The organism is Paenibacillus ehimensis NBRC 15659 (genome assembly GCF_004000785.1).
In the GTDB taxonomy this organism is placed as follows: Bacteria; Bacillota; Bacilli; order Paenibacillales; family NBRC-103111; genus Paenibacillus_G; species Paenibacillus_G ehimensis.
This window is the reverse complement of record NZ_BILX01000008.1, coordinates 1-20,456: the sequence shown is the minus strand read 5'-3', so window position 1 is coordinate 20,456 and position 20,456 is coordinate 1. Positions and strand designations below refer to the sequence as shown.

General features: G+C 52.7%; 21 protein-coding genes and 2 pseudogenes. 10 read left to right on the top strand and 13 right to left on the bottom strand.

What is annotated here, in order from left to right; translation table 11 throughout:
- Positions 1 to 15 precede the first annotated feature (15 nt).
- On the top strand, positions 16 to 465 hold the full coding sequence (locus PEH01S_RS06865) for a MarR family winged helix-turn-helix transcriptional regulator (protein WP_127484453.1): 450 nt from the start codon (positions 16 to 18) through the stop codon (positions 463 to 465).
- A gap of 324 nt (positions 466 to 789) precedes the next feature.
- Here the strand turns inward: PEH01S_RS06865 and PEH01S_RS06860 are convergent, their stop codons facing one another.
- Genes PEH01S_RS06860 through PEH01S_RS06845 form a run of 4 tightly spaced genes read right to left on the bottom strand, consistent with a single transcriptional unit; the run spans position 790 to position 4,312 of the window.
- Entirely contained in the window at positions 790 to 1,599 is an 810-nt protein-coding gene (locus PEH01S_RS06860; RefSeq protein ID WP_127484451.1) for an ABC transporter permease, read from the bottom strand.
- A complete protein-coding gene (locus tag PEH01S_RS06855; RefSeq protein ID WP_127484449.1) occupies positions 1,596 to 2,546 on the bottom strand; it encodes an ATP-binding cassette domain-containing protein in 951 nt (316 codons plus the stop codon). The genes PEH01S_RS06860 and PEH01S_RS06855 overlap by 4 nt, the downstream gene beginning before the upstream one ends.
- A gap of 19 nt (positions 2,547 to 2,565) precedes the next feature.
- Positions 2,566 to 3,393: an NAD(P)H-binding protein gene (locus tag PEH01S_RS06850; RefSeq protein WP_127484447.1), complete on the bottom strand. Its 828-nt coding sequence runs from the start codon at positions 3,391 to 3,393 to the stop codon at positions 2,566 to 2,568.
- 1 nt (position 3,394) lies between these two features.
- Positions 3,395 to 4,312, bottom strand: a complete 918-nt coding sequence (locus PEH01S_RS06845; RefSeq protein ID WP_127484445.1) for a helix-turn-helix transcriptional regulator — start codon at positions 4,310 to 4,312, stop codon at positions 3,395 to 3,397.
- A 303-nt stretch (positions 4,313 to 4,615) separates the two neighbouring features.
- On the opposite strand from PEH01S_RS06845, the gene PEH01S_RS06840 reads away from it, so the two are divergent.
- The 8 genes and pseudogenes from PEH01S_RS06840 to PEH01S_RS06805 form a co-directional block, all read left to right on the top strand.
- On the top strand, positions 4,616 to 5,314 hold the full coding sequence (locus PEH01S_RS06840; RefSeq protein WP_127484443.1) for a class I SAM-dependent methyltransferase: 699 nt from the start codon (positions 4,616 to 4,618) through the stop codon (positions 5,312 to 5,314).
- Positions 5,315 to 5,404: 90 nt separating this feature from the next.
- The gene (locus PEH01S_RS06835; RefSeq protein ID WP_127484441.1) at positions 5,405 to 5,836 is read left to right on the top strand and encodes a winged helix-turn-helix transcriptional regulator; all 432 of its coding nucleotides are present in this window, start codon (positions 5,405 to 5,407) and stop codon (positions 5,834 to 5,836) included.
- A 174-nt stretch (positions 5,837 to 6,010) separates the two neighbouring features.
- Positions 6,011 to 6,925, top strand: coding sequence for a YitT family protein (locus tag PEH01S_RS06830; RefSeq protein WP_127484439.1), 915 nt, complete (start codon positions 6,011 to 6,013; stop codon positions 6,923 to 6,925).
- Positions 6,926 to 6,948: 23 nt separating this feature from the next.
- Positions 6,949 to 7,632, top strand: coding sequence for a VOC family protein (locus PEH01S_RS06825; protein WP_127484437.1), 684 nt, complete (start codon positions 6,949 to 6,951; stop codon positions 7,630 to 7,632).
- A 175-nt stretch (positions 7,633 to 7,807) separates the two neighbouring features.
- Entirely contained in the window at positions 7,808 to 9,205 is a 1,398-nt protein-coding gene (locus PEH01S_RS06820; RefSeq protein WP_051570439.1) for a M28 family peptidase, read from the top strand.
- Positions 9,206 to 9,367: 162 nt separating this feature from the next.
- Positions 9,368 to 9,601 carry a GNAT family N-acetyltransferase gene (locus PEH01S_RS06815; RefSeq protein ID WP_127484435.1) on the top strand — a complete coding sequence of 78 codons (234 nt, stop codon included), beginning with the start codon at positions 9,368 to 9,370 and terminating at the stop codon, positions 9,599 to 9,601.
- Position 9,602: 1 nt separating this feature from the next.
- On the top strand, positions 9,603 to 10,007 hold the full coding sequence (locus PEH01S_RS06810; RefSeq protein WP_025850002.1) for a hypothetical protein: 405 nt from the start codon (positions 9,603 to 9,605) through the stop codon (positions 10,005 to 10,007).
- A gap of 214 nt (positions 10,008 to 10,221) precedes the next feature.
- Positions 10,222 to 10,911: pseudogene (locus tag PEH01S_RS06805) on the top strand (dihydrolipoamide acetyltransferase family protein); the annotation flags it as partial.
- An 82-nt stretch (positions 10,912 to 10,993) separates the two neighbouring features.
- On the opposite strand, the gene PEH01S_RS06800 reads toward PEH01S_RS06805, so the two are convergent.
- The 6 genes from PEH01S_RS06800 to PEH01S_RS06775 form a co-directional block, all read right to left on the bottom strand.
- Complete coding sequence (locus tag PEH01S_RS06800; protein ID WP_127484431.1) at positions 10,994 to 12,508, bottom strand: serine hydrolase domain-containing protein; 1,515 nt, start codon at positions 12,506 to 12,508, stop codon at positions 10,994 to 10,996.
- On the bottom strand, positions 12,495 to 13,277 hold the full coding sequence (locus PEH01S_RS06795; RefSeq protein ID WP_246062813.1) for a sensor histidine kinase: 783 nt from the start codon (positions 13,275 to 13,277) through the stop codon (positions 12,495 to 12,497). Before PEH01S_RS06795 ends, PEH01S_RS06800 begins: the two co-directional genes overlap by 14 nt.
- 166 nt (positions 13,278 to 13,443) lie before the next feature.
- Positions 13,444 to 14,205: an ABC transporter permease gene (locus tag PEH01S_RS06790; RefSeq protein WP_164827712.1), complete on the bottom strand. Its 762-nt coding sequence runs from the start codon at positions 14,203 to 14,205 to the stop codon at positions 13,444 to 13,446.
- Positions 14,189 to 15,121 (bottom strand): ABC transporter ATP-binding protein, encoded by a 933-nt coding sequence (locus PEH01S_RS06785; protein WP_127484584.1) that lies wholly within the window; start codon positions 15,119 to 15,121, stop codon positions 14,189 to 14,191. The genes PEH01S_RS06790 and PEH01S_RS06785 overlap by 17 nt, the downstream gene beginning before the upstream one ends.
- Before the next feature lie 93 nt (positions 15,122 to 15,214).
- Positions 15,215 to 15,904, bottom strand: a complete 690-nt coding sequence (locus PEH01S_RS06780) for a response regulator transcription factor (RefSeq protein WP_025850008.1) — start codon at positions 15,902 to 15,904, stop codon at positions 15,215 to 15,217.
- Between the two features lie 298 nt (positions 15,905 to 16,202).
- On the bottom strand, positions 16,203 to 17,681 hold the full coding sequence (locus PEH01S_RS06775; RefSeq protein WP_127484425.1) for an Lsa family ABC-F type ribosomal protection protein: 1,479 nt from the start codon (positions 17,679 to 17,681) through the stop codon (positions 16,203 to 16,205).
- 291 nt (positions 17,682 to 17,972) lie between these two features.
- Between PEH01S_RS06775 and PEH01S_RS35350 the strand changes: the two are divergent.
- Positions 17,973 to 18,071, top strand: a pseudogene (locus PEH01S_RS35350) (TetR/AcrR family transcriptional regulator); the annotation flags it as partial.
- Positions 18,072 to 18,253: 182 nt separating this feature from the next.
- Here PEH01S_RS35350 and PEH01S_RS06765 read toward each other — a convergent pair.
- Genes PEH01S_RS06765 through PEH01S_RS06755 form a run of 3 tightly spaced genes read right to left on the bottom strand, consistent with a single transcriptional unit; the run spans position 18,254 to position 20,362 of the window.
- Positions 18,254 to 18,967, bottom strand: a complete 714-nt coding sequence (locus PEH01S_RS06765; RefSeq protein ID WP_127484420.1) for an ABC transporter ATP-binding protein — start codon at positions 18,965 to 18,967, stop codon at positions 18,254 to 18,256.
- On the bottom strand, positions 18,960 to 19,781 hold the full coding sequence (locus tag PEH01S_RS06760; protein ID WP_025850011.1) for an ABC transporter permease: 822 nt from the start codon (positions 19,779 to 19,781) through the stop codon (positions 18,960 to 18,962). The genes PEH01S_RS06765 and PEH01S_RS06760 overlap by 8 nt, the downstream gene beginning before the upstream one ends.
- Positions 19,781 to 20,362 (bottom strand): nitrous oxide reductase accessory protein NosL, encoded by a 582-nt coding sequence (locus tag PEH01S_RS06755; RefSeq protein ID WP_127484418.1) that lies wholly within the window; start codon positions 20,360 to 20,362, stop codon positions 19,781 to 19,783. The genes PEH01S_RS06760 and PEH01S_RS06755 overlap by 1 nt, the downstream gene beginning before the upstream one ends.
- Positions 20,363 to 20,456 lie beyond the last annotated feature (94 nt).

Below are 20,456 nucleotides of genomic sequence, written 5' to 3'. Positions count from 1 at the left end.
TATTGGAGATGTCACATGAACAGAAAAGCGATTCGAGAACTTGTGCTGGCTCTCATGGGGGTCGTGAAAGAAGTGCAGATTATGAAGGATCGAACATTAGACCCCATATCCGTGGAGATTTTCCAACTTGCCCTAAAGCAGCCTCAAATTAGACCCTCTGATCTTGCTAAAGAACTCAATTTTAATCCTTCTTCCGTTACCCGCCGGATTCAGAGTTTAAAAAATGCAGGTTTTGTTCAAGTGAAGACAGATCCAGCCGATCAACGTTCTAGTCTGATATCGTTAACTAAAGCTGGTGAATTGGAGCTGCAGAGGCTGGATGAAAGTTTTGTTCATGATTTTGAGAAAGTGCTCTCGAATTGGAGTGAAGAAAATATGGAACAGTTAAAATCGCTGCTTTTCCTTTTATCCAAAGGGCTGCAAAGTCATCGGGAGTCAGATTCTGTAGAGGAAACTACGAAGTAGGTATCCTCATAGGCCCATAAATATAAACAACCATCGATTGATTTTCTGAAAATAAAGCCTCGAGAGGGTGTTGAAGTACCCCCTTAGAACGCCTTGGATAGGAACTGTGTTTACTCCAACGACTATTCTAAGGGATGCTACTTTGATCAAATGTGGGCCGATCCGCGCCGCTTGCGCGCTAGCCGCGCAAGTACCGGCCCGTCAGCGAATGTTCTGCGCGCAGCAGTTATTCGGGGGGGCCTTCGAACACGCTGTCCACCCGTCGCTTCATAATCTCCGGCAGATGCCCGATGTCCGACATGTGGGCAAATGAACGCTTCCCTTTTACCGCAGTTGTCTTCTTAGATAAACATACATCGTCAGGGGAGCGAAGACGACAGCCAGAAGCAGAGCGACGCCGATGCCCGACGCCAGGTCGGCTGCGTCCGCCGTGCCGTGCAGCAGTCCTCTTACCAAATGAACGGCGATACTGACTGGGTTCAAATCGATCGCCGTCTGCAGCCATCCGGGCATGGTCGACGTGTCGACAAGTATGTTGCTGGCAAACAGGAGCGGATACACAATCATCATGCTCGTGCCGGATACCGTCTCCGGACGCTTGGCCACATTGCCGATCAGCGCGAAGACCCAACTGGCGCTATAGGTGAAGAAGAGGGCGTACGATAAGGCCAAAGCGGTACCCGCGACGCCGCCACCCGGTCGGAATCCGAACGCAATTCCCATCGTCAGGACGACGAGCAGGGCAGCCAAATAGCGCAGGCCCTCAGCGGCAATGGAGCCCAAGATGGCGGCAGGCTGCCAGAACGGCATCGTGCGAAACCGATGGTAAATGCCTTTGGCGATATCCGTGCATAATGTGGTACCGCTGTATACCGTCATCGGTATTATCGTCAGCATGAGGATGCCCGGCAACAGGTATTGGATATACTCTTGGACGGAACCGGCGATGGCTCCGCCGAACAGAAAGGTGAAGATGAGAAGCATGACGATCGGCGACAAGATTGCCTCAATGGCGAGTCCGAAGCTGTTGTTCCCCATGTGATACAGCGTTCTCCGCGTAAACAGTGCCGTCGCAGCCAGGCGGCCCGGACTTCTCAGCGGCTTCCGCGCTTTTGTTGCCGGAGGGAAGTTCATGATGCCGTCTCCTTTCCGTGGGCAGCGGTCAGTGCGAAAAATACATCGTCGAGACTGGGCTCGTCTAAGGCGAAATCGTCGACCGTCACCGCATGGCGCAGCAGGGTACCGATTACGGAGTGGGCCAACGCGGTTTCCTGCACAGCGACTTTCACGATCGGCTCATCCCCGGCCGGTTGAGCGGTCAGCCCGTGCTCGCTTGCGAGCAGACGGCAGACGTCGGCCGGATCGGTTCCTGAAACCAGCCGAATCGTCAACATCTTGCCGCCGGTGGAAGCTTTAAGCTGCCCCGGGGTGCCGACGGCGATGATCCGTCCCTCGGCGATGAATCCGATCCGGTTGGCCAATTGATCAGCTTCTTCCAAGTACTGCGTCGTCAGAAGCACCGTCGTTCCTTGTTTCACCAAGCGGCGCACCAGTTCCCACAGCTCATGCCGACTTTGCGGATCCAGCCCGGTGGTCGGCTCATCGAGGAACAGCACCTCGGGCCGCGAGAGAATGCCGGCGGCAAGATCCAGCCGGCGGCGCATGCCGCCGGAGTACGTCCCGACCGTTCGGCTGCCGGCTTCCGCGAGGCCGAACGATTCGATCAGTTCCGCCGCGAGCGTGCGGGCTTCCTTGTGCAAATAGCCGTGAAGCCCGGCGAACAGCGTCAAATTCTGTATACCTGTCAATGCTTCGTCCAGCGCGGCGTATTGGCCCGTGACGCTAATGCGCTTGCGAACCTCGTCGGGGCTTTCCACAACGTCGTGGCCGCAGACGCGCGCCGAGCCCGCATCCGGGCGCAGCAGCGTCGTCAGCATGTGGATCGTTGTCGTCTTGCCGGCGCCGTTAGGGCCGAGGAGCGCGAACAGTTCCCCTTGCCGAATCGACAGATCCACTCCCCGCACCGCCTCGTGCATCCGGAAAGATTTGCGCAAGTTCTGCGCTTCGATAGCGTGGGCCATCTGCTCTTCCTCCTTACGTTTACAGAAAATCCCGTTTATGCTCGGCCGCCCACTCGGTGAACGTGCGGGCCGGCCGACCGAGCACCTGCTCAACCGTCGGCAATACGGTGTAACCAGCTTCAGGCGTTTGTGTCGCCATCTGTACAAAAAATTCGATGCTCTCCTCGTCGTAGCCCTGATCCCGCCATTGCCGCCGCGCCTCTTCCTCGGTCAGTTCGATGAACGGAATATTTTTCCCTATCGCCGCCGCAATCGCGCGCACCGCCTCCTTGCGCGTTATCGCTTCGGGACCGGTCAGCAAGTAGCTTTGTCCATGATGACCGTCCTCCAGCAGCGCCTTGACGGCGACTGCGGCGATATCCCCTTCGTGTACCTTCGCGCTGATCGCGCCGCCATAAAATTCCTGCACGACGCCTTCCGTACGGATCGCATCCCGCCAGTCCGACAGCGCGTTGGCCATAAATTCAACAGGTTTCACCAGCGTCCATTGCATGCCGCTTGCCCGCAGTGCTTCCTCGACCGGCCCTTCCTCATAGCCGACCAGTACGACGACACGCTTCACGCCTGCCGCTTCCGCCAGTTCCACTACTTGTGGATCCGTATTGAGGTCAGCGCCCGGCTCGTCGCTGGAAATGATCAGGAACATCGCTTCCACGCCTTGCAGCGCATCCCGCAGCGTCTCCGGCTTCATCAGATTTCCCGCCGAAATCGGCACGCCTTCCGGCAGCTTCGTTCTCGCTTGTTCGGGCTTACGCGACAACGCCCGTACAGGCGCGCCCCTCTTTACCAGCAACTCCGTCACGTGCTGTCCGACGGTTCCCGTTGCACCTGTCACTAAAATGGTCATGCTAAATCTCCTCCTTGTTTTTTCGGTAATGATGGCGAATGGCTTCGATATGGGCGATGACGTCGTCCCGCAGTTCGTCCGGCGACACGATGTCGACCTTCGTCCCGTAGCTGGCGATGACCGAGAGCGCATACTCCTTAGTGTAAAAAGTCGTGTGCACGTTGATACGATCCCCCTGATACGTGCATTCGCCCGGGAATTGCTCGAGCACGCGCGTGCATACCGACAGGTCGAATCGGAGATGGGCTTGGATCCCCTGCTCGGTTTCCTGCGCCGGCTCGTCCGAGATGCGCCGCGGGGCGAACGTCGTCTCTGTCACGTCGAGACGGGCGATGCGCGATACGCGGAAATACCGTCTCGCCTGGCGCAATCGGCAGTAAGCCTCCAGGTACCAGACGCCTTTCTCCCAAAGCAGATTGAGCGGTTCCACACTGCGTTCGGAGCGTATGCCGGACGCGCTCGTGCCCGTGTAAGCGAGTTCGACTACGCGGGATTGTCGGATTGCCTGGAACAGCCGGTGAACGATATCCCTGTCGTGCTCCTGCGTGCTCATATTTAGGATGACGGCTTTGCCGCTTTCTTCGTTCGCCGCCAGCGCCGGATGCAAGCTGGCCAACTTTCGCATTGCGGGCGCCACGGCACCGCCCATCGCCCCTTGCATCGCCTTCAAGAGCGTGTAGATTACCGACAAGTCGTCGACGGAAAAATGCTGCCGAGTCAGGAAAAATCCGTTCATCAGCTCAAATCCGCCGTCCGCACCGGTGAATGACGCGACCGGAATGCCGGCCTGGTTGATTAATTCGACATCGCGGTAAACGGTACGCACCGACACTTCGAACTTGGCGGCCAATTCTGCGGCGGTTACCCTCTGCTTGGCCATCAGTTCCAGCGTAATCCCGAGCAAACGGTCCAATCTCAAGTCATCACCACCTTTGTCGATGACCTCGTGAAGGTCATCTGGTTATGATCGTAATACAGTAATCCTGACAACATGGTTGGCAGGATTAGAAATTCTGTGCGCCCGGCTGAGACGTGCACAGGTGGACAGAGTTGACGCTTACGCATAGACCGTTTTCCATACGTCTGTTAGTCTCTTCCGGCCCGTAAACAATTATAGATATTAACTATATAGTTTATAAGTTTAATATATTTTCGTTATAAACATACTTTGCTTATACTATCGCTAAAGCAATCGATAATCTTTTTTCCGGAGGGAACCGAGATGGACCATACAAAAAAGCAGCTCGTAGAACAGTTTAACGAGGCCGCAAGCGCATACGACCGCCAAAGACGCAAATTGATTCCTTGCTTCGACGACTTTTACCAGACTGCCGTTTCATTAACGGATGAGGGGAACGATGCTCCGAGCATCTTGGATTTGGGCGCGGGCACCGGCTTGTTTTCGGCGTTCATGCTGCAGAAGCACCCTCGTGCCAAGCTGACTCTCGTGGATCTTTCCGGCCCGATGCTGGAGATGGCCCGGACGAGATTGAGCGGCGTGCCGAATGTCACGTACATGATCGGGGATTATACGACCTGCGAGTACCGGGAGAAGTATGACATCGTCATCTCGTCCCTTTCGATTCATCACCTGGCCGATGCCGAGAAGCAACAGGTATACCGGACCGCCTACGCCTTGCTGAACGACAACGGATTATTTATTAATGCGGATCAGGTTCTGGGGAGCACTCCTGCGCTGGAGCGGCGCTATAAGCAGGATTGGAGACGCAAAGTGGAAAGCAGCGGGCTGTCCCCGGGCGAAATTTCGGCGGCTTACGAACGGACCAAGCTGGATCGGATGTCAACCTTGGAGGAGCAGCTTGTCTGGCTGAAGCAGGCCGGATTCTCGGATGTCGATTGCTTTTACAAATATTTTAATTTCGTGGTCATGGCCGGTTGGAAAATAGATACGGAGAAGTGATTGACAAATCCGCAAACGGATATCATAATTTATATACATAAAAGTATATAAAGTTTATAAAATCCTTGCGAGAAGGGAGAGACTACCCTTATGGTACATAGCGGCGAACAGGCGGCACCCACGCTTCATGACCTGCCGGAAGCCGGCGCCGAACCGGATCATTCCGATGGCTCGGCAGCTTATCAATTTCTCGGAACGCGATGGAATCTGCAGATCATCTCGGCGCTGCTTGACGGTTATACAAGGTTTACGGAAATCGCCCTGCTGCTGAACCTGAATTCCCGCACCTTGGCCGAGCGGTTGAAGCATCTTGAGCTCGAAGGCATCGCCGTCCGACGGGGGCATAACCAAATTCCGGTACGCGTTGAATACGAACTCACGGCGAAGGGTCAGGCGCTGCGCGAGGTGGTGAGCGAAATTCGGAAATGGGCGCTGCAAGCCGACGGCCAGACGGCTATGGAGGTCATCGGTGAAACGAACGGCGGACGCTATGCGGAACACGATATTTTGCGGATTGGATAACGGTTGAAAGACGGTAGAAATGTATCGGACTGCTTCACTGCAAAAAAGAGTGAAAGCATTACGGCGTAGGCGTTATACAGCGAATTCGCGTTGCACTGCGCTCTTGCGGGGGTGTAGCATTCATGATAAAAAGATGAAGAACTACATCCAAGAGCAGGGAGTGTGCAAGGCAACATGAAACAGGATCGCGGCGCTTCCGGGTATGGCCGTGCGGCGGCCCTCGGAGTGCAGATGGCTTACTTGACAATGGGTTGCCTTCTGATGGCAATCAGCTACAATATGTTTCAGCATCCGCATCAGATTGCTGCGGGCGGTGTGACCGGCTTGTCCACCGTCCTCGAATATGTAACGGGCCTCAAGCCGGCGATCAGCCAATGGCTGATCAACGTGCCGCTGCTTCTGGCGGGAGCGGCGGTATTCGGCCGGGGCTTTGCGGTCAAAACGGTACTGGGCTCCGTCCTGCTGCCTTTGTGTATCCTGTTAACCGAAGGCGTGCCGTTGCTGACGGACAACATGCTGCTGGCCGCCATTTATGGGGGCATCGGGACCGGGCTTGGGCTAGGCTTGATTTTCAAAGGCAACGCCTCCTCCGGCGGGTTTACGATCGTGGCGCTGCTGCTGAACCGCAAGCTCGGTATCGGGCTGGGGAAGGCGCTGCTCATCCTCGACTTTTGCGTTATTTTTATGGCCGCAATCGTGTTTACGCCGGAGAAGGCGCTGTATGCATGGATCGGCTTGTTTTTGACCAAAAAGGCGCTGGAGCTGACCCACTCGGCCTCGGATTCCAAGGTAGCCTTTATCATTACGGATCAAACACGCGAAGAGACGCTGCGCGCTGCGATTTTGCTGGAACTGGACCGCGGCTTGACCCGGTTCACAAGCTGGGGCGGCTATACCGGGGAACCCCGCGGGGTCCTGATGGTCGTCCTGAGAAATGCCGACATTGCGCCGCTTAAGAAGATCGTCAGCACCGTAGATCCGCAAGCGTTCGTCATTCTAAGCGAAGCCAGCGAAGTGTACGGACAAGGGTTCCACAGCTATCCCTTGGTTCCGCGGGCAGGAAGGGACGCGTCGAAAGTCTTCTCGTGACCTATCGCGAAGGAGAGATCGAAATGAACATACGCGAAGTTATTTTGCACTCATCCAACTACGAGGCGACAAAACATTTCTATTGTGAAACGCTCCAGCTTCCCATACTTGAGGAGAATGCGGATTCGCTTGTGCTTCAGGCGGGAGAGTCGAAGCTTACCTTTGTTGCGGATGACCGGGAGCAGGCTTTTTACCACATCGCTTTCACGATTCCCGACAACAAAGCGAACGAAGCGCTGGCATGGGTTCGCAGCAAAGGAATCGAGCCGATTGCCAAAGAGGAAGCCGTACAATTTCCTTTCCCCAATTGGAATGCCACGGCCTTGTATTTCTACGATCCGGACGGCAATCTCGTCGAGCTCATCGCTCATCATTCCCTGAGCAACGGAACCGGCGAGCCTTTCTCGTCCAAGGATATTATACGTATTAGCGAGATCGGGCTTCCGGTCGAAGATCTGCCGGCTGCCCTCCAACAATTGAACGAATCGTTTTCGCTTGAAATGTGGAGCGGAGACGGCCGGCAATTTGCCGCGGTCGGCAATGTGGAAGGTCTGCTGATCGTTATCGATATCAAGCGCCCTTGGTTTCCGGATGAGCGGATGCCCGGTATGTTTCCGACAACGGTTAAGCTTCAGGCGGAACGTGCCGGCAGCATCGAGCTTGGACCCAAGCGGTATCGGATCGAGAGTATAAGCGGGCAGGCTTGATCGGTTAAATAAAATTAAACGTCGGTTAATTATTCAAAAGCGTAAGCCTCTCCGTTGTTACGGGAATTCGGCTGCGCTTTTTTCATTCGTTCATTCCAAAAATGCATACATATTTGAGCTGGCCGCCGCAATAAAGTAGAAGCGTATTACATTTCAAAACAAAAGGAGTGACATGATGAAAGGAATTTTTTGGTCGCGTATGCTTTTGGCAGCCAGTCTTTGTTGGGGGACGGGCACAGGACTCGCTTTAGCGGCTCCTCCGGAGGCCGGACCCGAAGACGCTGTTGTCCAGGGCTCGGCGAAAGCCATCACCGTGAATGGGGACGCCATATTCAACCATGTTTCGCGCTTGGCCGTGTCTTCGAGGGTAGCCGGGACGCAAAATGAGTACAATGCGGTGCAGTATATCAAAGGCGAGTTCGAAAAGTACGGCTACACGGTCACTCTCCAGCCCTTTAGCTTCCCCAAATTTAGCGCCCCAAGCAGCATTCAACTGACCATCGAAGGGACTCACGGATTGGCAAGCGAGCAGCTTGCCCCGCAAGCGCTTCAAAACACGCAAGGCGGCGATGTCAGCGGCGAGATTGTCGATGCGAAAAAAGGAACGCTGCAGGATTTGAAAGGTCTGGAGCTTAAGGGCAAGATCGCTCTGATCGAAGCAGGCCAAATCGACATCAATGAAAAAATCGCCAACGTCGCGGACCAAGGCGCCGTGGCCGCCATTCTCTACGATCCTTCCTCCGACGCCCCGGTTTCGGATACTCAATTCAGCACCCTGTCCCTTCCGACCGTCAGCCTTTCGGGCAAAGACGCGCAAGCCTTGAAGCAGAAGCTGGCGGCTAACGGCAGCCCCCGGGCGCGGCTCAGTGTTCAAGGGGTAGTCACTATGGCTGCCACCTCCTACAACGTCGTGGCTACGCTGAGACCTAATACGTCGACGACGACCAATGATCTGGTAACGGTCGGCGCCCATCATGACTCGGTTGCCGCAGGCCCCGGAGCGAATGACGACGCATCCGGCGTGGGCGTTGTGCTGGAGGTTGCGCGGGCCGTCGCGGGGACCCAGCGGGATTCGGAGGTCCGTTTCCTGACGTTCGGCGCGGAAGAATACGGCTTGTACGGCTCTCAAGCCTATGCCAATTCGCTCAGCTCCGCGGATATCGGCCGGTTCATCGGACATTTTCAGCTCGATATGGTAGGCAGCAAAAATTCGGGCACTTTGGTCATGTTCACCGTGAACGGACAGAAAAACGTAGTGACCGACTTGGGCGCGACCTTCGCCTCCAGATTATCCGGCGTCATTCCGTACGGCCGGTTCGGACGGAGCGATCATGTTCCGTTCTACCAAAGAGGAGTCGCAACGGCGTTGTACAGCCATTCCCCTGCCGAGCCTGAATACCATACCCGGCACGATACTATCGATAAAATCAGCAAGGAGAAATTGCTCAATGTCGCCACGATTGTCGGCAACTCCGTGTCGGAGATCTTGTCGCCGACGACGCCGTCGTTCAAGCGATACAAGGATTTCTTTACGCCGGTGAGCTATCCTTTCGACCCGAATCCGCCGGTTTGATCCGCTTCACAGGGGACTGGGCTTCAGCCCGGTCCTTTTTCTCATTTTCGGTTAACCGCCGCAAGCAATATTTTCCAGGAGGGGGGGATGTGGTACACTACTTCACAGAGATATAGCAGATTAAGCAGACAGGAATAGAAAAGAGACGGGAGACGGGACGAAATGGACATGCTTTACCGAAGGGCCGTGCTGCAGGATAGTCCGGAGATTGCCAGGTTATCCGGGCAATTGGGCTACCCCGCCAAGGCGGAGCAAATCGAAGAAAGGCTGGCTTCCATTCTGAATGCGGCCGATCATGTCGTGATCGTGGCGGAAGCGCAGAGCGAGCTCGTCGGCTTTAAGCACGCAGGATTCGAAAATACGAAAACCCAGCAAGTTTTCCGGAAAGAGCTGTAGCATGAAAAAAGCAATCGCATTCGTCACAGCCATGCTGCTTGCCGCAGTGGTCGTTTACGGTGTGATCCGGCTCGAAATCGGCAGCCCGGAGCAGCAGCTCGCCCGCGCCATTGAGAAAGCAGCGTCCAAGGCCAGGGAAGCGGGCACAGCGGTTTATTTGAAGGATCATACCGACTTCGCTTGGGACAAGATGTACGTCTTTGGGCCTTACACCGATCCGCAAACCATCAATGCCGCTGTAGGCTATCATTGGACCGATCGACATTTATCCTATGACGATGCCAACAGGATTATCGTTTTTTGCGATCAAGGCAAAGTGGTCCGGCATATCGTCTACTCGGGCTACATGAGCAATGATTTATACAACGGGCCCTTAAGTCCGGAAGAAGCGGTGATTTGGCCGTAGAGAACGAAGCGAATCGAAATACCGGAGTTGACACCACTCGTTCTTAAGGGTACGATTGGAGGAGAATTAGTACCTGATCCTATGATTACATACTAAACGTTCGGAGACTTCGCGTGGAGAGGGTGACTTAAGAACAAAGATTGGAGGAAAAACCGTGAGCCAGTCCAGTATTATGGAAATGATCGTACCCCATCCGCAGGAGGAGCTTGCCGATTACGCCATCGACGTGACGCCCGTCCGAAGGACGATTGCCGAGCGTACGCTGCAGAGCGTTACCGAGATTCCGCACGCCCTGACGGTCGTCGAAGCGGACGTGACGAATCTGGTCCTGCTGCGCAGCAAGCTCAAAGACGGCTTTATGCGGCAGGAAGGCGTCAATCTGACGTACTTCGCCTTTTTTATCCAAGCGGTCGTCCGGGCGATCAAGGACTACCCGATCATGAATTCCACGTGGGCGGACGACAAAATTATCGTGAAACGGGACATCCATCTCTCGGTCCTTGTGGGGACGGAAGACTCGGTACTGGCCCCGGTCATCCGGAGTGCCGATCTCCGCAATATCGCCGGCTTGGCGCTGGAGATCGACAGGCTGGCCCAATTAGCGCGCACGGGCAAGCTGGCGCCAAGCGACATGCAGGGAGGCACGTTCACGGTCAACAATACGGGGGCGTTCGGCTCCATCTCGTCTTTCCCGACCGTCAATTATCCGCAGGCCGCTATTTTGACCTTCGAATCGATCGTCAAAAAACCGGTTGTTGTGGACGACCGAATCGCCGTGCGTTCGATGGTTCGCTTGTGCCTGGCGCTGGACCATCGCATCTTGGACGGAGTTGTGTGCGGGCGCTTCTTGCAGCGGGTCAAGGAAAATCTGGAGGCATACGGTCCGGAGAGCTCCTTGGATTGATGAATAAGTGTGTGACTGAATGTGAATAAAAAGACAGCTGCAGCTTCGGACTTGATCAAAAGTCCTGGACTGCCGCTGTCTTTTATCCTTGTACTGTTGCCTTTTCGATTCTCTTCAACCGCAAAATTCGGGTCACGCGTAAAATCACGATAACAAGACTTTGCACAGAAGCTATGGCTAGCCATATGATAATGCTCGGCATCATTAAAAAGATTCCTTCCAAACTAAGCACTCGCCCGCCTCCGATAAAAGTGAGGATGTTCGGCAGGGCCAGGAATACGTACAGCGGGAATAGGTTCAAAATTAGATAAAGTATAATCTGCCATTGGGCACGATGCTTAGAGTTCTCTTCCCATTTTTTTAATCGTAAAAAACGGCGAATTCCCAAAAACACAGTAATCATAATAATGATACCCATACCAATTTCCATCATAGTAATGGAGAGAAGAGAAGCTTCCGGAGGATGATTCGTCAATATGCCGGATATACCGCTAATGAATGAATAATAATCGACAAACGCATTCAAACCGCTATTGAATAAGATGACAATGCCAAGTCCCTGTTCAGGTAATAAAAGCTCTTCCGCTTTATAGGTCCATAAAATTCCGCCATGTTGTATTTGTTTCTTTCCATCCTCCGTTTTCGGGATTTCCCACCCCAAGCCATAAGAATTCGAGGGACCTGTTGGAGAATGCATGGAACTAATCCCCTCGGGGCTAAGCAGCTGCGCATGACGGTACTTTCCATTGTTTTGCTGCACGATTAACCATTTTGCCATGTCGTTCACTGTGGACACCATTCCGGCCGCACCTTCCACGAACCATTCCGGCTCAGCAGTAGCTATCGGTTTGCCAAATAGCAAATAATGTCCCTTCGGAAGGCTGCCGTAATCGAATTGATTCGTATTCGAGACATCCAGAGTAGAGTTCATTTCAAGCGGTTTAAATATATGCCGCTGCAAATAATCAGGGAATTTTTCTTTACTCACCACTTCTACGATCCAGGCTAATAGTTGATAATTGGTGTTATTATAATGAAATTCTTTGCCGGGATCGCTATGAAGTGTTACTGCATGTAATCGCTGCACTACATCTTCCAACGAATCGGGTTGCGGGTTAACGGTCATATCAGGGTATACTGTATCGGTAATACCGCTAGTATGATTCAACAATTGTCGTGCTGTGATTGCCGATCCGCGGGTATCGTTTAGTTTAAACGAAGGAATATATTGGGTGATTGGCCTGTCCAAATCCAACCGCCCGGCCTCGACTAGCTGCATGACGGCCAAAGCCGTAAATGATTTGCTTAACGAAGCGATTGCGAATGGAGTATCTGTTGAGATCGGACTTTGATCCGCTGTTTTTCCATATCCTTTTGAAAAAATAATTTGGTCATTGCGGGTAATCGCTACGGCTAATCCGGGAATCTTATTTTTTTCCATTTTTAATTGAATATACCGGTCGATTTCATCTTCGGGAAAGCCGGCTTGTGCGAAGGCACTTTCAACAAATATGTTCAATAAAGTCAAACAACAGAAAAGAATCAAACTGATTTTGATATAGTTATGTCGATCTATTTTATATTTATAATATCTCAAAGTTTCGCCTTCTTTCCTCCAGCTTCCATTCACAGTTCATGGTGAGTAAATCCGCTTGTAGCTCGGCAGTCAGCTCCCCATTCATTTTAAGCATAAGACTCCTGGCAATGGTTAGGCCGAGTCCTGTGCCTTTGCCTGATCTCGCTGAATCAACCTTGTAGAAGCGGTCGAACAACTTATCCACATCTTGTTCCGTGATGTGCCGGGTCCTGTTGCTTATAGATAAAACGACGCCCTCTTGCCGTTTCTCAAGGCGGATCGATACATGACTGACAGCGTGAGCAGCGACATTGGCCAACAGATTTTCAACTACCCGCTGGATCGAGGATTCATCGCCGTACACCATGATTTTGTCATTCGGCAGCTGAATCGACGTCTCCAAGCCGCGCTCGTTGAACCGGTCATAAAAGCTCAGTAAAACGTCCGCAATCAACACATTCATATCCACTTTTTCCGGTTTTAGTTCAAAATCGGCAGATTCAATAACGGAGAGGTCTAAAAATTCGTTCAATAAAATTTGCAGCCGCTTCGTTCGGCTCTTGGCGATGGTCAAGTATTCCTGCCTCTCCGCCTCGCTTATATTGTCCGACTCCATAAGCTGAATGTAACCGAGAATGGATGTCAGCGGCGTCCGCAAATCATGCGAGATATTCGCGATGCCTTGCTTAAGCTCGTTTTCAGTCCTCCTGCGCAAAGCGTTTGCTTCCACAAGGAGATCAATCATTTTATTGATTTCCCCGGCCAGTTTCTCCAGATCTTGATCGAACAAGGCGATATCCACTTTTTTTTCGGTGAATCCCTGCGTATACGACTGCAGCTGACGGGTCACGAGCTTCAATTCTCTTTTCAAATAATATAAGCGGATCAGAGCGGCAGCCGCTATGGCCAATACAAAACATACCACGTAAAGCATCCTGATCTCATCCGCCTCTCCGTTACTTTATCTCTTTTCTGCTGAATACCCTATTGCCGAGAAGTCCACACCCGACAAACGTTAGGATCGGGACGATTATCAACCGCCACAATTCGCTTTTGCCAGGCGCAATCCTTCCGATGTCGCCCAATAATTTAAACACGGTATATCCATAGACGGTTCCGATGACAGAATGATAGCTTCCAATGATAGCGGAGAGGGAATCGACCACCAAAAAGAAGATCAGTGTGACCGTAATCGTCTTGCCGCTATCCGTCAGGATGATGGCAAACAATGCCGCTATGGAAGCAAATGCCGCTGAATACAGCGAGGTCAGGGCGAGCGATCTGAAAACGAATTCAATCACAGCTCCCTGATCCAATTCCCCAAATCCGGACAATAATGTACTCAACACCACATTAAAAACAGGAAACAGGAGAGACACAATCATCATGCCACAAGCATATACGGTTAGCTTAGCGGTGAAAATGGTTTTACGGCTATGTCCGCTGGACGCCATACTCTTCATGACGCCTGTCGAGAAATCGTTAGAGATGAAGAAGCCTGCCAAGATACACAAGGAGACTCTCATAATGTAGGCATTGCCTTCAAGTGCACCCAGAAAGGATTCAATCCCGGTCATTGGGGGGTCACCGTCCAGCAGGTTATCAAAATACCAAAAAAACGGCCAAAATATGGACATCGCAACGATGATGATCGTCAGTATCCGGAAGGAAGGGTTTTTACGCAGCTTGTACCATTCCGATTTAACGAGATTGTACATATCGTTCATCTCCGATCCGGCTTGCGAAATAGCTTTCCAAATCTTCGCCCATCGGCATGAACTGTTCGATAATGAGCCCTGCTCTGAAAAGTGCCGTAGATACCTTGCCGGAATCATGAACCAACTGATACAGCTTGATCGTGCCGTCCGGCATGACCTCAAAATCGGAGGCATGGAGCTCCTGATCGAGAACCGCAGCCGCATGGCTTGCATCGTTCACTTTGATGTGCAAGTACTGCTGACACTTTTCATTCAACTCGCCTGCTGTTAATTGCTCCAGCAGCTTTCCTTTATGGATGATGCCGTAATGAGTGGCGAGCAAATGCAGCTCGCTTAAGATATGGGTCGAAATCAAGATCGTAATTCCGTTTTCGCGATGGAGTCTTTTCAAGAGCTCTCTTATTTCCATGACTCCCATAGGATCGAGGCCGTTCGTCGGTTCATCCAGGATTAAAAATTCAGGATCGCCCAGTAAGGCGATAGCCATTCCAAGACGCTGCTTCATTCCTAGGGAGAAGTTTTTAGCTTTTTTCTTCCCGGCTTCTTGTAATCCGACCAGCTCTAGTGTTTTCTCGATGCATTCCTTTCCCGGTATTCCCCGCTGGATGCGATGAACTTCCAGGTTCTCCCGGGCCGTCATATGAGGAAACAATGCGGGGCTTTCAATAATGGAGCCGATTCGTTTTCTTGCAGCTACCAGCTCCCGATCGGCGGTTTCTCCAAACAGCTCAATGGAGCCTGATGAAGGAAAGGCAAGCCCGTTTACGATCCGAATCAAGGTGGATTTGCCTGCGCCGTTTTGTCCGATAAACCCATAGATCGTGCCCTTTTTAACACGAAGCGTAACTTTGTCCAGAGCAACGTCGTGCTTATATATCTTGGTCAATTCCGTCGTTCTAAGAACAAATTCAGTCACAATTTGAATACCTCCTCTCTTAGGTGATAGCTTCATTATCGATAGCACACCATAAGAGATCTCAAAGAGAATCTTAAGAAATGATAAAGTTCGTTAAATTAGACGATAACCCATACCCCATAGCGTCTCGATATATTCGTGATCCGGATTCGCTTTCGCTAACTTATTTCTCAAATTGCTGATATGTACGCCTACCGTATTGTCGTCTCCCATGAACTCTTCGTTCCAGATGCTCTCAAAGAGATTGGCCTTCGAGAATACTTTTTTGGGAAAAGCCATGAACAACTCCAATATCGCAAATTCCCGCGCAGTCAAAACAACCTCAGACCCGTTGACCGTAACGGATCGGGTTTCTTTGTCCAGGGTTAAATCCTTGAACGTTAATCGATTGCCGGAAGGCGGACCCGATAATCGGCGGTATCTTCGGATGTGGGAATCGATTCGGGCTGATACCTCCTCGATATCGAACGGTTTCGTTATAAAATCGTCTGCCCCGGTGCGAAGCGCTGAAATTTTTGTTTGTTGCTCGCCTTTGGCTGAAATGATAATAACCGGCACCCGAGACTGCTCGCTTATCTTCAGCAACAATTGCTCACCGTCAAGTCCGGGGAGCATCAGATCAAGCAAGACGAGATCCCATGCCTGTCTGTCCAAGTACAGCATCGCTTCGGTTCCGGAGTAGGCTGCCTGGGGGACGTAACCGCTCTTCCTTACAATGGCGCACAACAATTTGTTGATATCATTATCATCTTCCACAACTAATACATGGATGCTTTTATCCATTTGCTCACCTTTTTCGCGTAGTTAAATTAATCATAAAGGTTAGATATGGTGACAACAAGGTCGGCAAAGATACGGCAGAAAGTTGCAGCGTAACGTAAACTGCGTACACCAAGCATTTCTGATGTGGGTAAGTGGGAGGGATGAAGGGGCGGCTCGCCTGTTACTTGCCATAGGGCAAACCTGGCGGAGAAGCTTAAAGCGCGGGTAGGAAAAGCCGTCTGTCAAGCAAGGCGCTTGACAGGCTTCGTTCATATTAAAGTTCCGGACGACCGCCGCCTCTATTCCACTTGCGGCCAAGTTACAGCTCAACGATCCGGGTAGCCACATTTTTGCAAAATTCGCTGTCATGCTCCACAAACAGAATAGTCGGCGCGTGCTCAAGCAGCAGTTCCTCGATTTGCATGCGGGAAATCACATCGATAAAATTAAGCGGTTCGTCCCAAATATGCAAATGAACCTTTTCGCAAAGACTTTTCGCAAGCAGCACCTTCTTCTTTTGGCCGCCGCTGAAGGCTGACATATCCTTTTCGAATTGCACTCTGGAAAAATCGAGCTTTCTTAGGATCGATTTAAACAGGCTTTCGTCAATTCCGCTGCTTCTGGCGTAGTCCGATAAATTCCCCTGCAAATGCGACGTGTCCTGCGAAACATACGATATTTTGAGTTGGCTGCCCTTTCGGAACGTGCCGGTATAGTGTATACTCTCGCCGCAAATCAGCTTGAGAATGCTTGATTTTCCGGAGCCGTTCGCCCCTGAGAGCGCGATTCGCTCCCCTTGCTCAATCGTAAAGCTGACATCGGTGCAAACCTTCTTCTCCCCGTAATAAATGGCAACACGGTCCAGCTCGGCGAGCTGGTTTTTATGAAAAGCCAGTTGGGTAATCTTTAAGCTCTCGGAGCCTTCGATATTTTTCAAGAGCTTCGACTTTTCCTCGATCGCGGCTTGCTGCCGGTGCTCCATGGCTTTGGAGCGCTTCATCATTTTCGCAGCCTTATGGCCGATGTACCCTTTATCCACCTTGGAGCCGGAATTTCGGGTTCCGTTCTTCGTTTTTTCCACCTCGTGCGACCAGTTGCTCGTTCGTTTGGACGCTTCGGACAAGCGCTTAATGTCTTTTTTCAGCTTTTCATTCTCGCCAAGCTCAAATTGGTCTTGCCTCTGTTTATTTTCCCACCAATCGGAAAAGTTGCCTTTTTGAATTTCGATGTCGGTCTTATTGATGGACAGAATATGGTCTACGCAGCGATCCAGAAACGACCTGTCGTGGGAGACGAGAATAAACCCGCTTTTCGTACGGAGATATTGACTGACAAGCTTTCTGGCATTCATGTCCAGATGATTGGTCGGCTCGTCAATCAACAGAAAGCTGTTTTCCTTAAGAAATAAGGCGGCCAGCAATACTTTCGTTTGCTCACCATTGGACAAGGAAGCAAAGGGCCGGTATAGCACATCCTCCGACACTTTGAGCAGTGAAAGCTCACGCATCAATTCCCAGTGAAGGTAATCCGGGTAGATGCCGCTGATGACATCGATGGTGTTCTGCTCCTTATTCTCCACATGGAATGGAAAATACTCAAAGCCGACCTTGGCGGAAATCGTTCCGCTGTATTCGTATTTTCCAAGCAAAAGGTTGAGGAAGGTCGTCTTGCCTCGGCCGTTTCTTCCCGTAAATCCTAGCTTCCAATCGGTATCGATCTGAAAGCTTACGTTCTCGAATAAGTTATCGTAGCTGCCGTCATAGGCAAACGTCAGGTTCGTCACGCTGATTAATGACATGGAATAGATCCTCCTGTACAAAAATATAAAAGCTGCAAGAAAGTTACTTTCCCGCAGCTCAAATAAATACAGCAAATCCAACCCGGCATCAGGTTAGACAAGGATCTATTGATTGAGCGAAAAGATATCGTAACTTTCTTGCATATCAATAATAAAACATGCGTTCGTACCGCTTTTGTGTTTTACTATTTTCCCGGCAAGAAAGTTTTACATTATATCTTTTCAGCTCCCGTTATTAATTTAGAGCCATCTTACCATACCCGTTTGTACATTTCAACCGTCTGACCTGACGGGTATGTACAGACGACGATGCAGGAAATCGCCGAAGCTTGCAAAATATCCAAAGGCAGCGTGTATCAGCAGTTTTCCTCGAAGGAAGCGCTGTTGGTTGAACGCGAACGGCATCCGAGCCCGAGGGAACGCCTGGAGCGCTCCCCGGAACTGGCCGATTTGCTGGCGGGGCTGGAGGCGGCGTGCAGGCAGGCGGGACTCGTTCGCGGATGACGAAAGAAGCCTTGTTCTCTTCATGGAAAGAGGACAAGGCTTCGGTGTTGATTTTAAACGAAATGCGCTTAAGCCATAAATTCCGTGAACGCTCCGTCCAGCCCCTTCGGCCCGTAGTGCTGCCGAAACTCGTCGATGGAGCCCTGCCGCACCAATTCGCCGTTTCGCAGAAACATGGCCCGGTCGGCGACGGATTCGGCCACTTGCAGGTGGTGCGTCGAGAAAATCACGGCACGGCCTTCGCGCTTCACTTCTTCGATCAGATGCACGAACGATTGCAGCCAGTACGGATCGAGGCCGTTCGTCGGCTCGTCCAGCACGAGCAGAGGCGGGTCCCCGAGCAGCGCCTGCGCGAACAACAGCCGCTGCCGCATCCCTTTGGAGAAGGAGGTGACGGGCTTCTGCTGCACCTCGGCCAGACCGACCTTGTGCAGCAGTTCCTGAACGCGAGACGGCGGCACGCTGCGGAGCTTCGCCCAGAACGTGAGCGTCTCCCGGGCGGACAGCGCCTGCCCGAACACGTAGTCGTCGGGCATGTAGCCGACGGAAGCGGCATAGCGCATCCGGTCGGCGCGCCACTGGAGGCCGCACGCCTCGATGGAGCCCTCGGTCGGCTGCAGGCTGCCGACAATCATGCGCAGCAGCGTGCTTTTGCCTGCTCCGTTGCCGCCGCACAGAGCCATCACCTGGCCCGGATACAGATCCAGATCGACTCCCTTGACAATCGGCTGTTTGTTGATCGTTTTGCGGACATTCGTCAGCTTCAGCACCGGTTCAGCCACGCGACCGCCCCCTTTCCCAGAGGAGGACGGCGGCGCCCAGACAACCGGCGATCCAGACGGCCGACACGAGCAGGAACAGGAGCGTGCCGCCGGTCCCGCGAATCCATCCGATCCATTCGTAATATTCGGGCCCGAGTACGGACCCTCCGCTCAGCTTGACGACGATGAACAGCCGGACCAGCTCCGCCGGGTTGAGCAGGGTAAGCACGGCGAGAGCCGGCTTGATCCACAGATACGGCAGCAGGCCCAGCACGGCGACAAGCAGCGTCGGCCACCCGATGACGGTGAAGAACCAGATCGCCACGCCGTACGTCAGCGCCTGCCAGCGGTTTTTGGCGAGCGTGCCGACGATGGCGGCCACCGCCAGAAACAGCAGCACGATGCCGGCCGAGAAAGCCAGGAACAACGTGAAGGTTTTCACATCGAACGGCTTTCCGGTGAGCTGTCCGACGATGCCGGTCAAGCCGTAGCCGAAGGCGACGATGACGAGCAGCACGGCGGCAATACCCGCATATTTGCCCAGCACGAACGCAGGCGTGCCAAGCGGATAAGCGGAGAGCAGCTGCCAGCCGCCTTCCTCCTTTTCCGCGGTCAGGGAGAAGGAGCCAAGCAGCAGCGTCATGAGCGGCAGCAGGTACAAGATCAGGTTCAGCATCGTGCCCGTGACGCTGGAATAGCCTTCGACGACCCGACTGGAGTGAATCAGCAGCAGGGCTAGGCTGAACAGCGAAAAGAGCGCAAGGAACGAGTACGCCCACGGGTTGCGGAAGCCGATTCTCATCTCGCGAATCGCCACAGTCAGCATCGGTTTCATTAGTGCGCGACCTTCGGCTCTTCTTTCTTCGCTTCGCTGCCGCCATGACCGTCCTTCATGTCTTTCATCTCTTGCTTGCCTTCATCGCCGGGCTTGTGGCTGTCTTTCATATGCTTCATCTTGTCCGAATTGCGTTCCCACGTATGGGAGCCCAGCTCGGAGCCCGTCATCAGCTTGCCTTTTCCGTTCTCCGCGATGAATTTCTCCGCCGCCGCTTTATCCTTGAACGAATAGATGCCGTAAGCCATCGGCGATTTGAACGATTTGTCGTACACGTAGTAAGCCTTCTCCAGCTCGATCCATTCCTTCGAATGGTAGTCCCGGACGAACGTCGCTCCGACCTGCTCGGTGCCGTTTTTGCTCTTCCATTCGTTGTAGCAGCCGATATCGTCGAATTTGAGCGATTTGCCGTCCTTCAGGACCGCTTGCGTTGCGAACTGGTCGTCCTTCACCTGCATGTTGCACACGGCGCATTTGTCCGTCGCTTCGTTGATGGCCTGCGGCTCGTATTTTTTGGCTCCGCATGCCGACAGCACCAGAATGATCATGACGATGGCCAGGCTAAAAGTAAATTTTTTCATTTTCGTCGAACCCCCGTTACGAATATGGTTGTCACTGCGCTCCCCAGCAAGAGGAGGCTGATCGCCAGCGTTCCCGCCGTTTCAGATCCGGCGG

What these genes read in the sequence shown, in the direction of transcription:
- PEH01S_RS06810 (WP_025850002.1), top strand. Translation starts at nt 9,603, where the DNA reads ATGAAAAAAGCAATCGCATTCGTCACAGCCATGCTGCTTGCCGCAGTG.
- PEH01S_RS06815 (WP_127484435.1), top strand. Translation starts at nt 9,368, where the DNA reads ATGGACATGCTTTACCGAAGGGCCGTGCTGCAGGATAGTCCGGAGATT.
- PEH01S_RS06850 (WP_127484447.1), bottom strand. Translation starts at nt 3,393, where the DNA reads ATGACCATTTTAGTGACAGGTGCAACGGGAACCGTCGGACAGCACGTG.
- PEH01S_RS06775 (WP_127484425.1), bottom strand. Translation starts at nt 17,681, where the DNA reads ATGTCATTAATCAGCGTGACGAACCTGACGTTTGCCTATGACGGCAGC.
- PEH01S_RS06780 (WP_025850008.1), bottom strand. Translation starts at nt 15,904, where the DNA reads ATGGATAAAAGCATCCATGTATTAGTTGTGGAAGATGATAATGATATC.
- PEH01S_RS06825 (WP_127484437.1), top strand. Translation starts at nt 6,949, where the DNA reads ATGAACATACGCGAAGTTATTTTGCACTCATCCAACTACGAGGCGACA.
- PEH01S_RS06865 (WP_127484453.1), top strand. Translation starts at nt 16, where the DNA reads ATGAACAGAAAAGCGATTCGAGAACTTGTGCTGGCTCTCATGGGGGTC.
- PEH01S_RS06760 (WP_025850011.1), bottom strand. Translation starts at nt 19,781, where the DNA reads ATGAAACCGATGCTGACTGTGGCGATTCGCGAGATGAGAATCGGCTTC.
- PEH01S_RS06755 (WP_127484418.1), bottom strand. Translation starts at nt 20,362, where the DNA reads ATGAAAAAATTTACTTTTAGCCTGGCCATCGTCATGATCATTCTGGTG.
- PEH01S_RS06830 (WP_127484439.1), top strand. Translation starts at nt 6,011, where the DNA reads ATGAAACAGGATCGCGGCGCTTCCGGGTATGGCCGTGCGGCGGCCCTC.
- PEH01S_RS06835 (WP_127484441.1), top strand. Translation starts at nt 5,405, where the DNA reads ATGGTACATAGCGGCGAACAGGCGGCACCCACGCTTCATGACCTGCCG.
- PEH01S_RS06820 (WP_051570439.1), top strand. Translation starts at nt 7,808, where the DNA reads ATGAAAGGAATTTTTTGGTCGCGTATGCTTTTGGCAGCCAGTCTTTGT.
- PEH01S_RS06790 (WP_164827712.1), bottom strand. Translation starts at nt 14,205, where the DNA reads ATGTACAATCTCGTTAAATCGGAATGGTACAAGCTGCGTAAAAACCCT.
- PEH01S_RS06855 (WP_127484449.1), bottom strand. Translation starts at nt 2,546, where the DNA reads ATGGCCCACGCTATCGAAGCGCAGAACTTGCGCAAATCTTTCCGGATG.
- PEH01S_RS06860 (WP_127484451.1), bottom strand. Translation starts at nt 1,599, where the DNA reads ATGAACTTCCCTCCGGCAACAAAAGCGCGGAAGCCGCTGAGAAGTCCG.
- PEH01S_RS06840 (WP_127484443.1), top strand. Translation starts at nt 4,616, where the DNA reads ATGGACCATACAAAAAAGCAGCTCGTAGAACAGTTTAACGAGGCCGCA.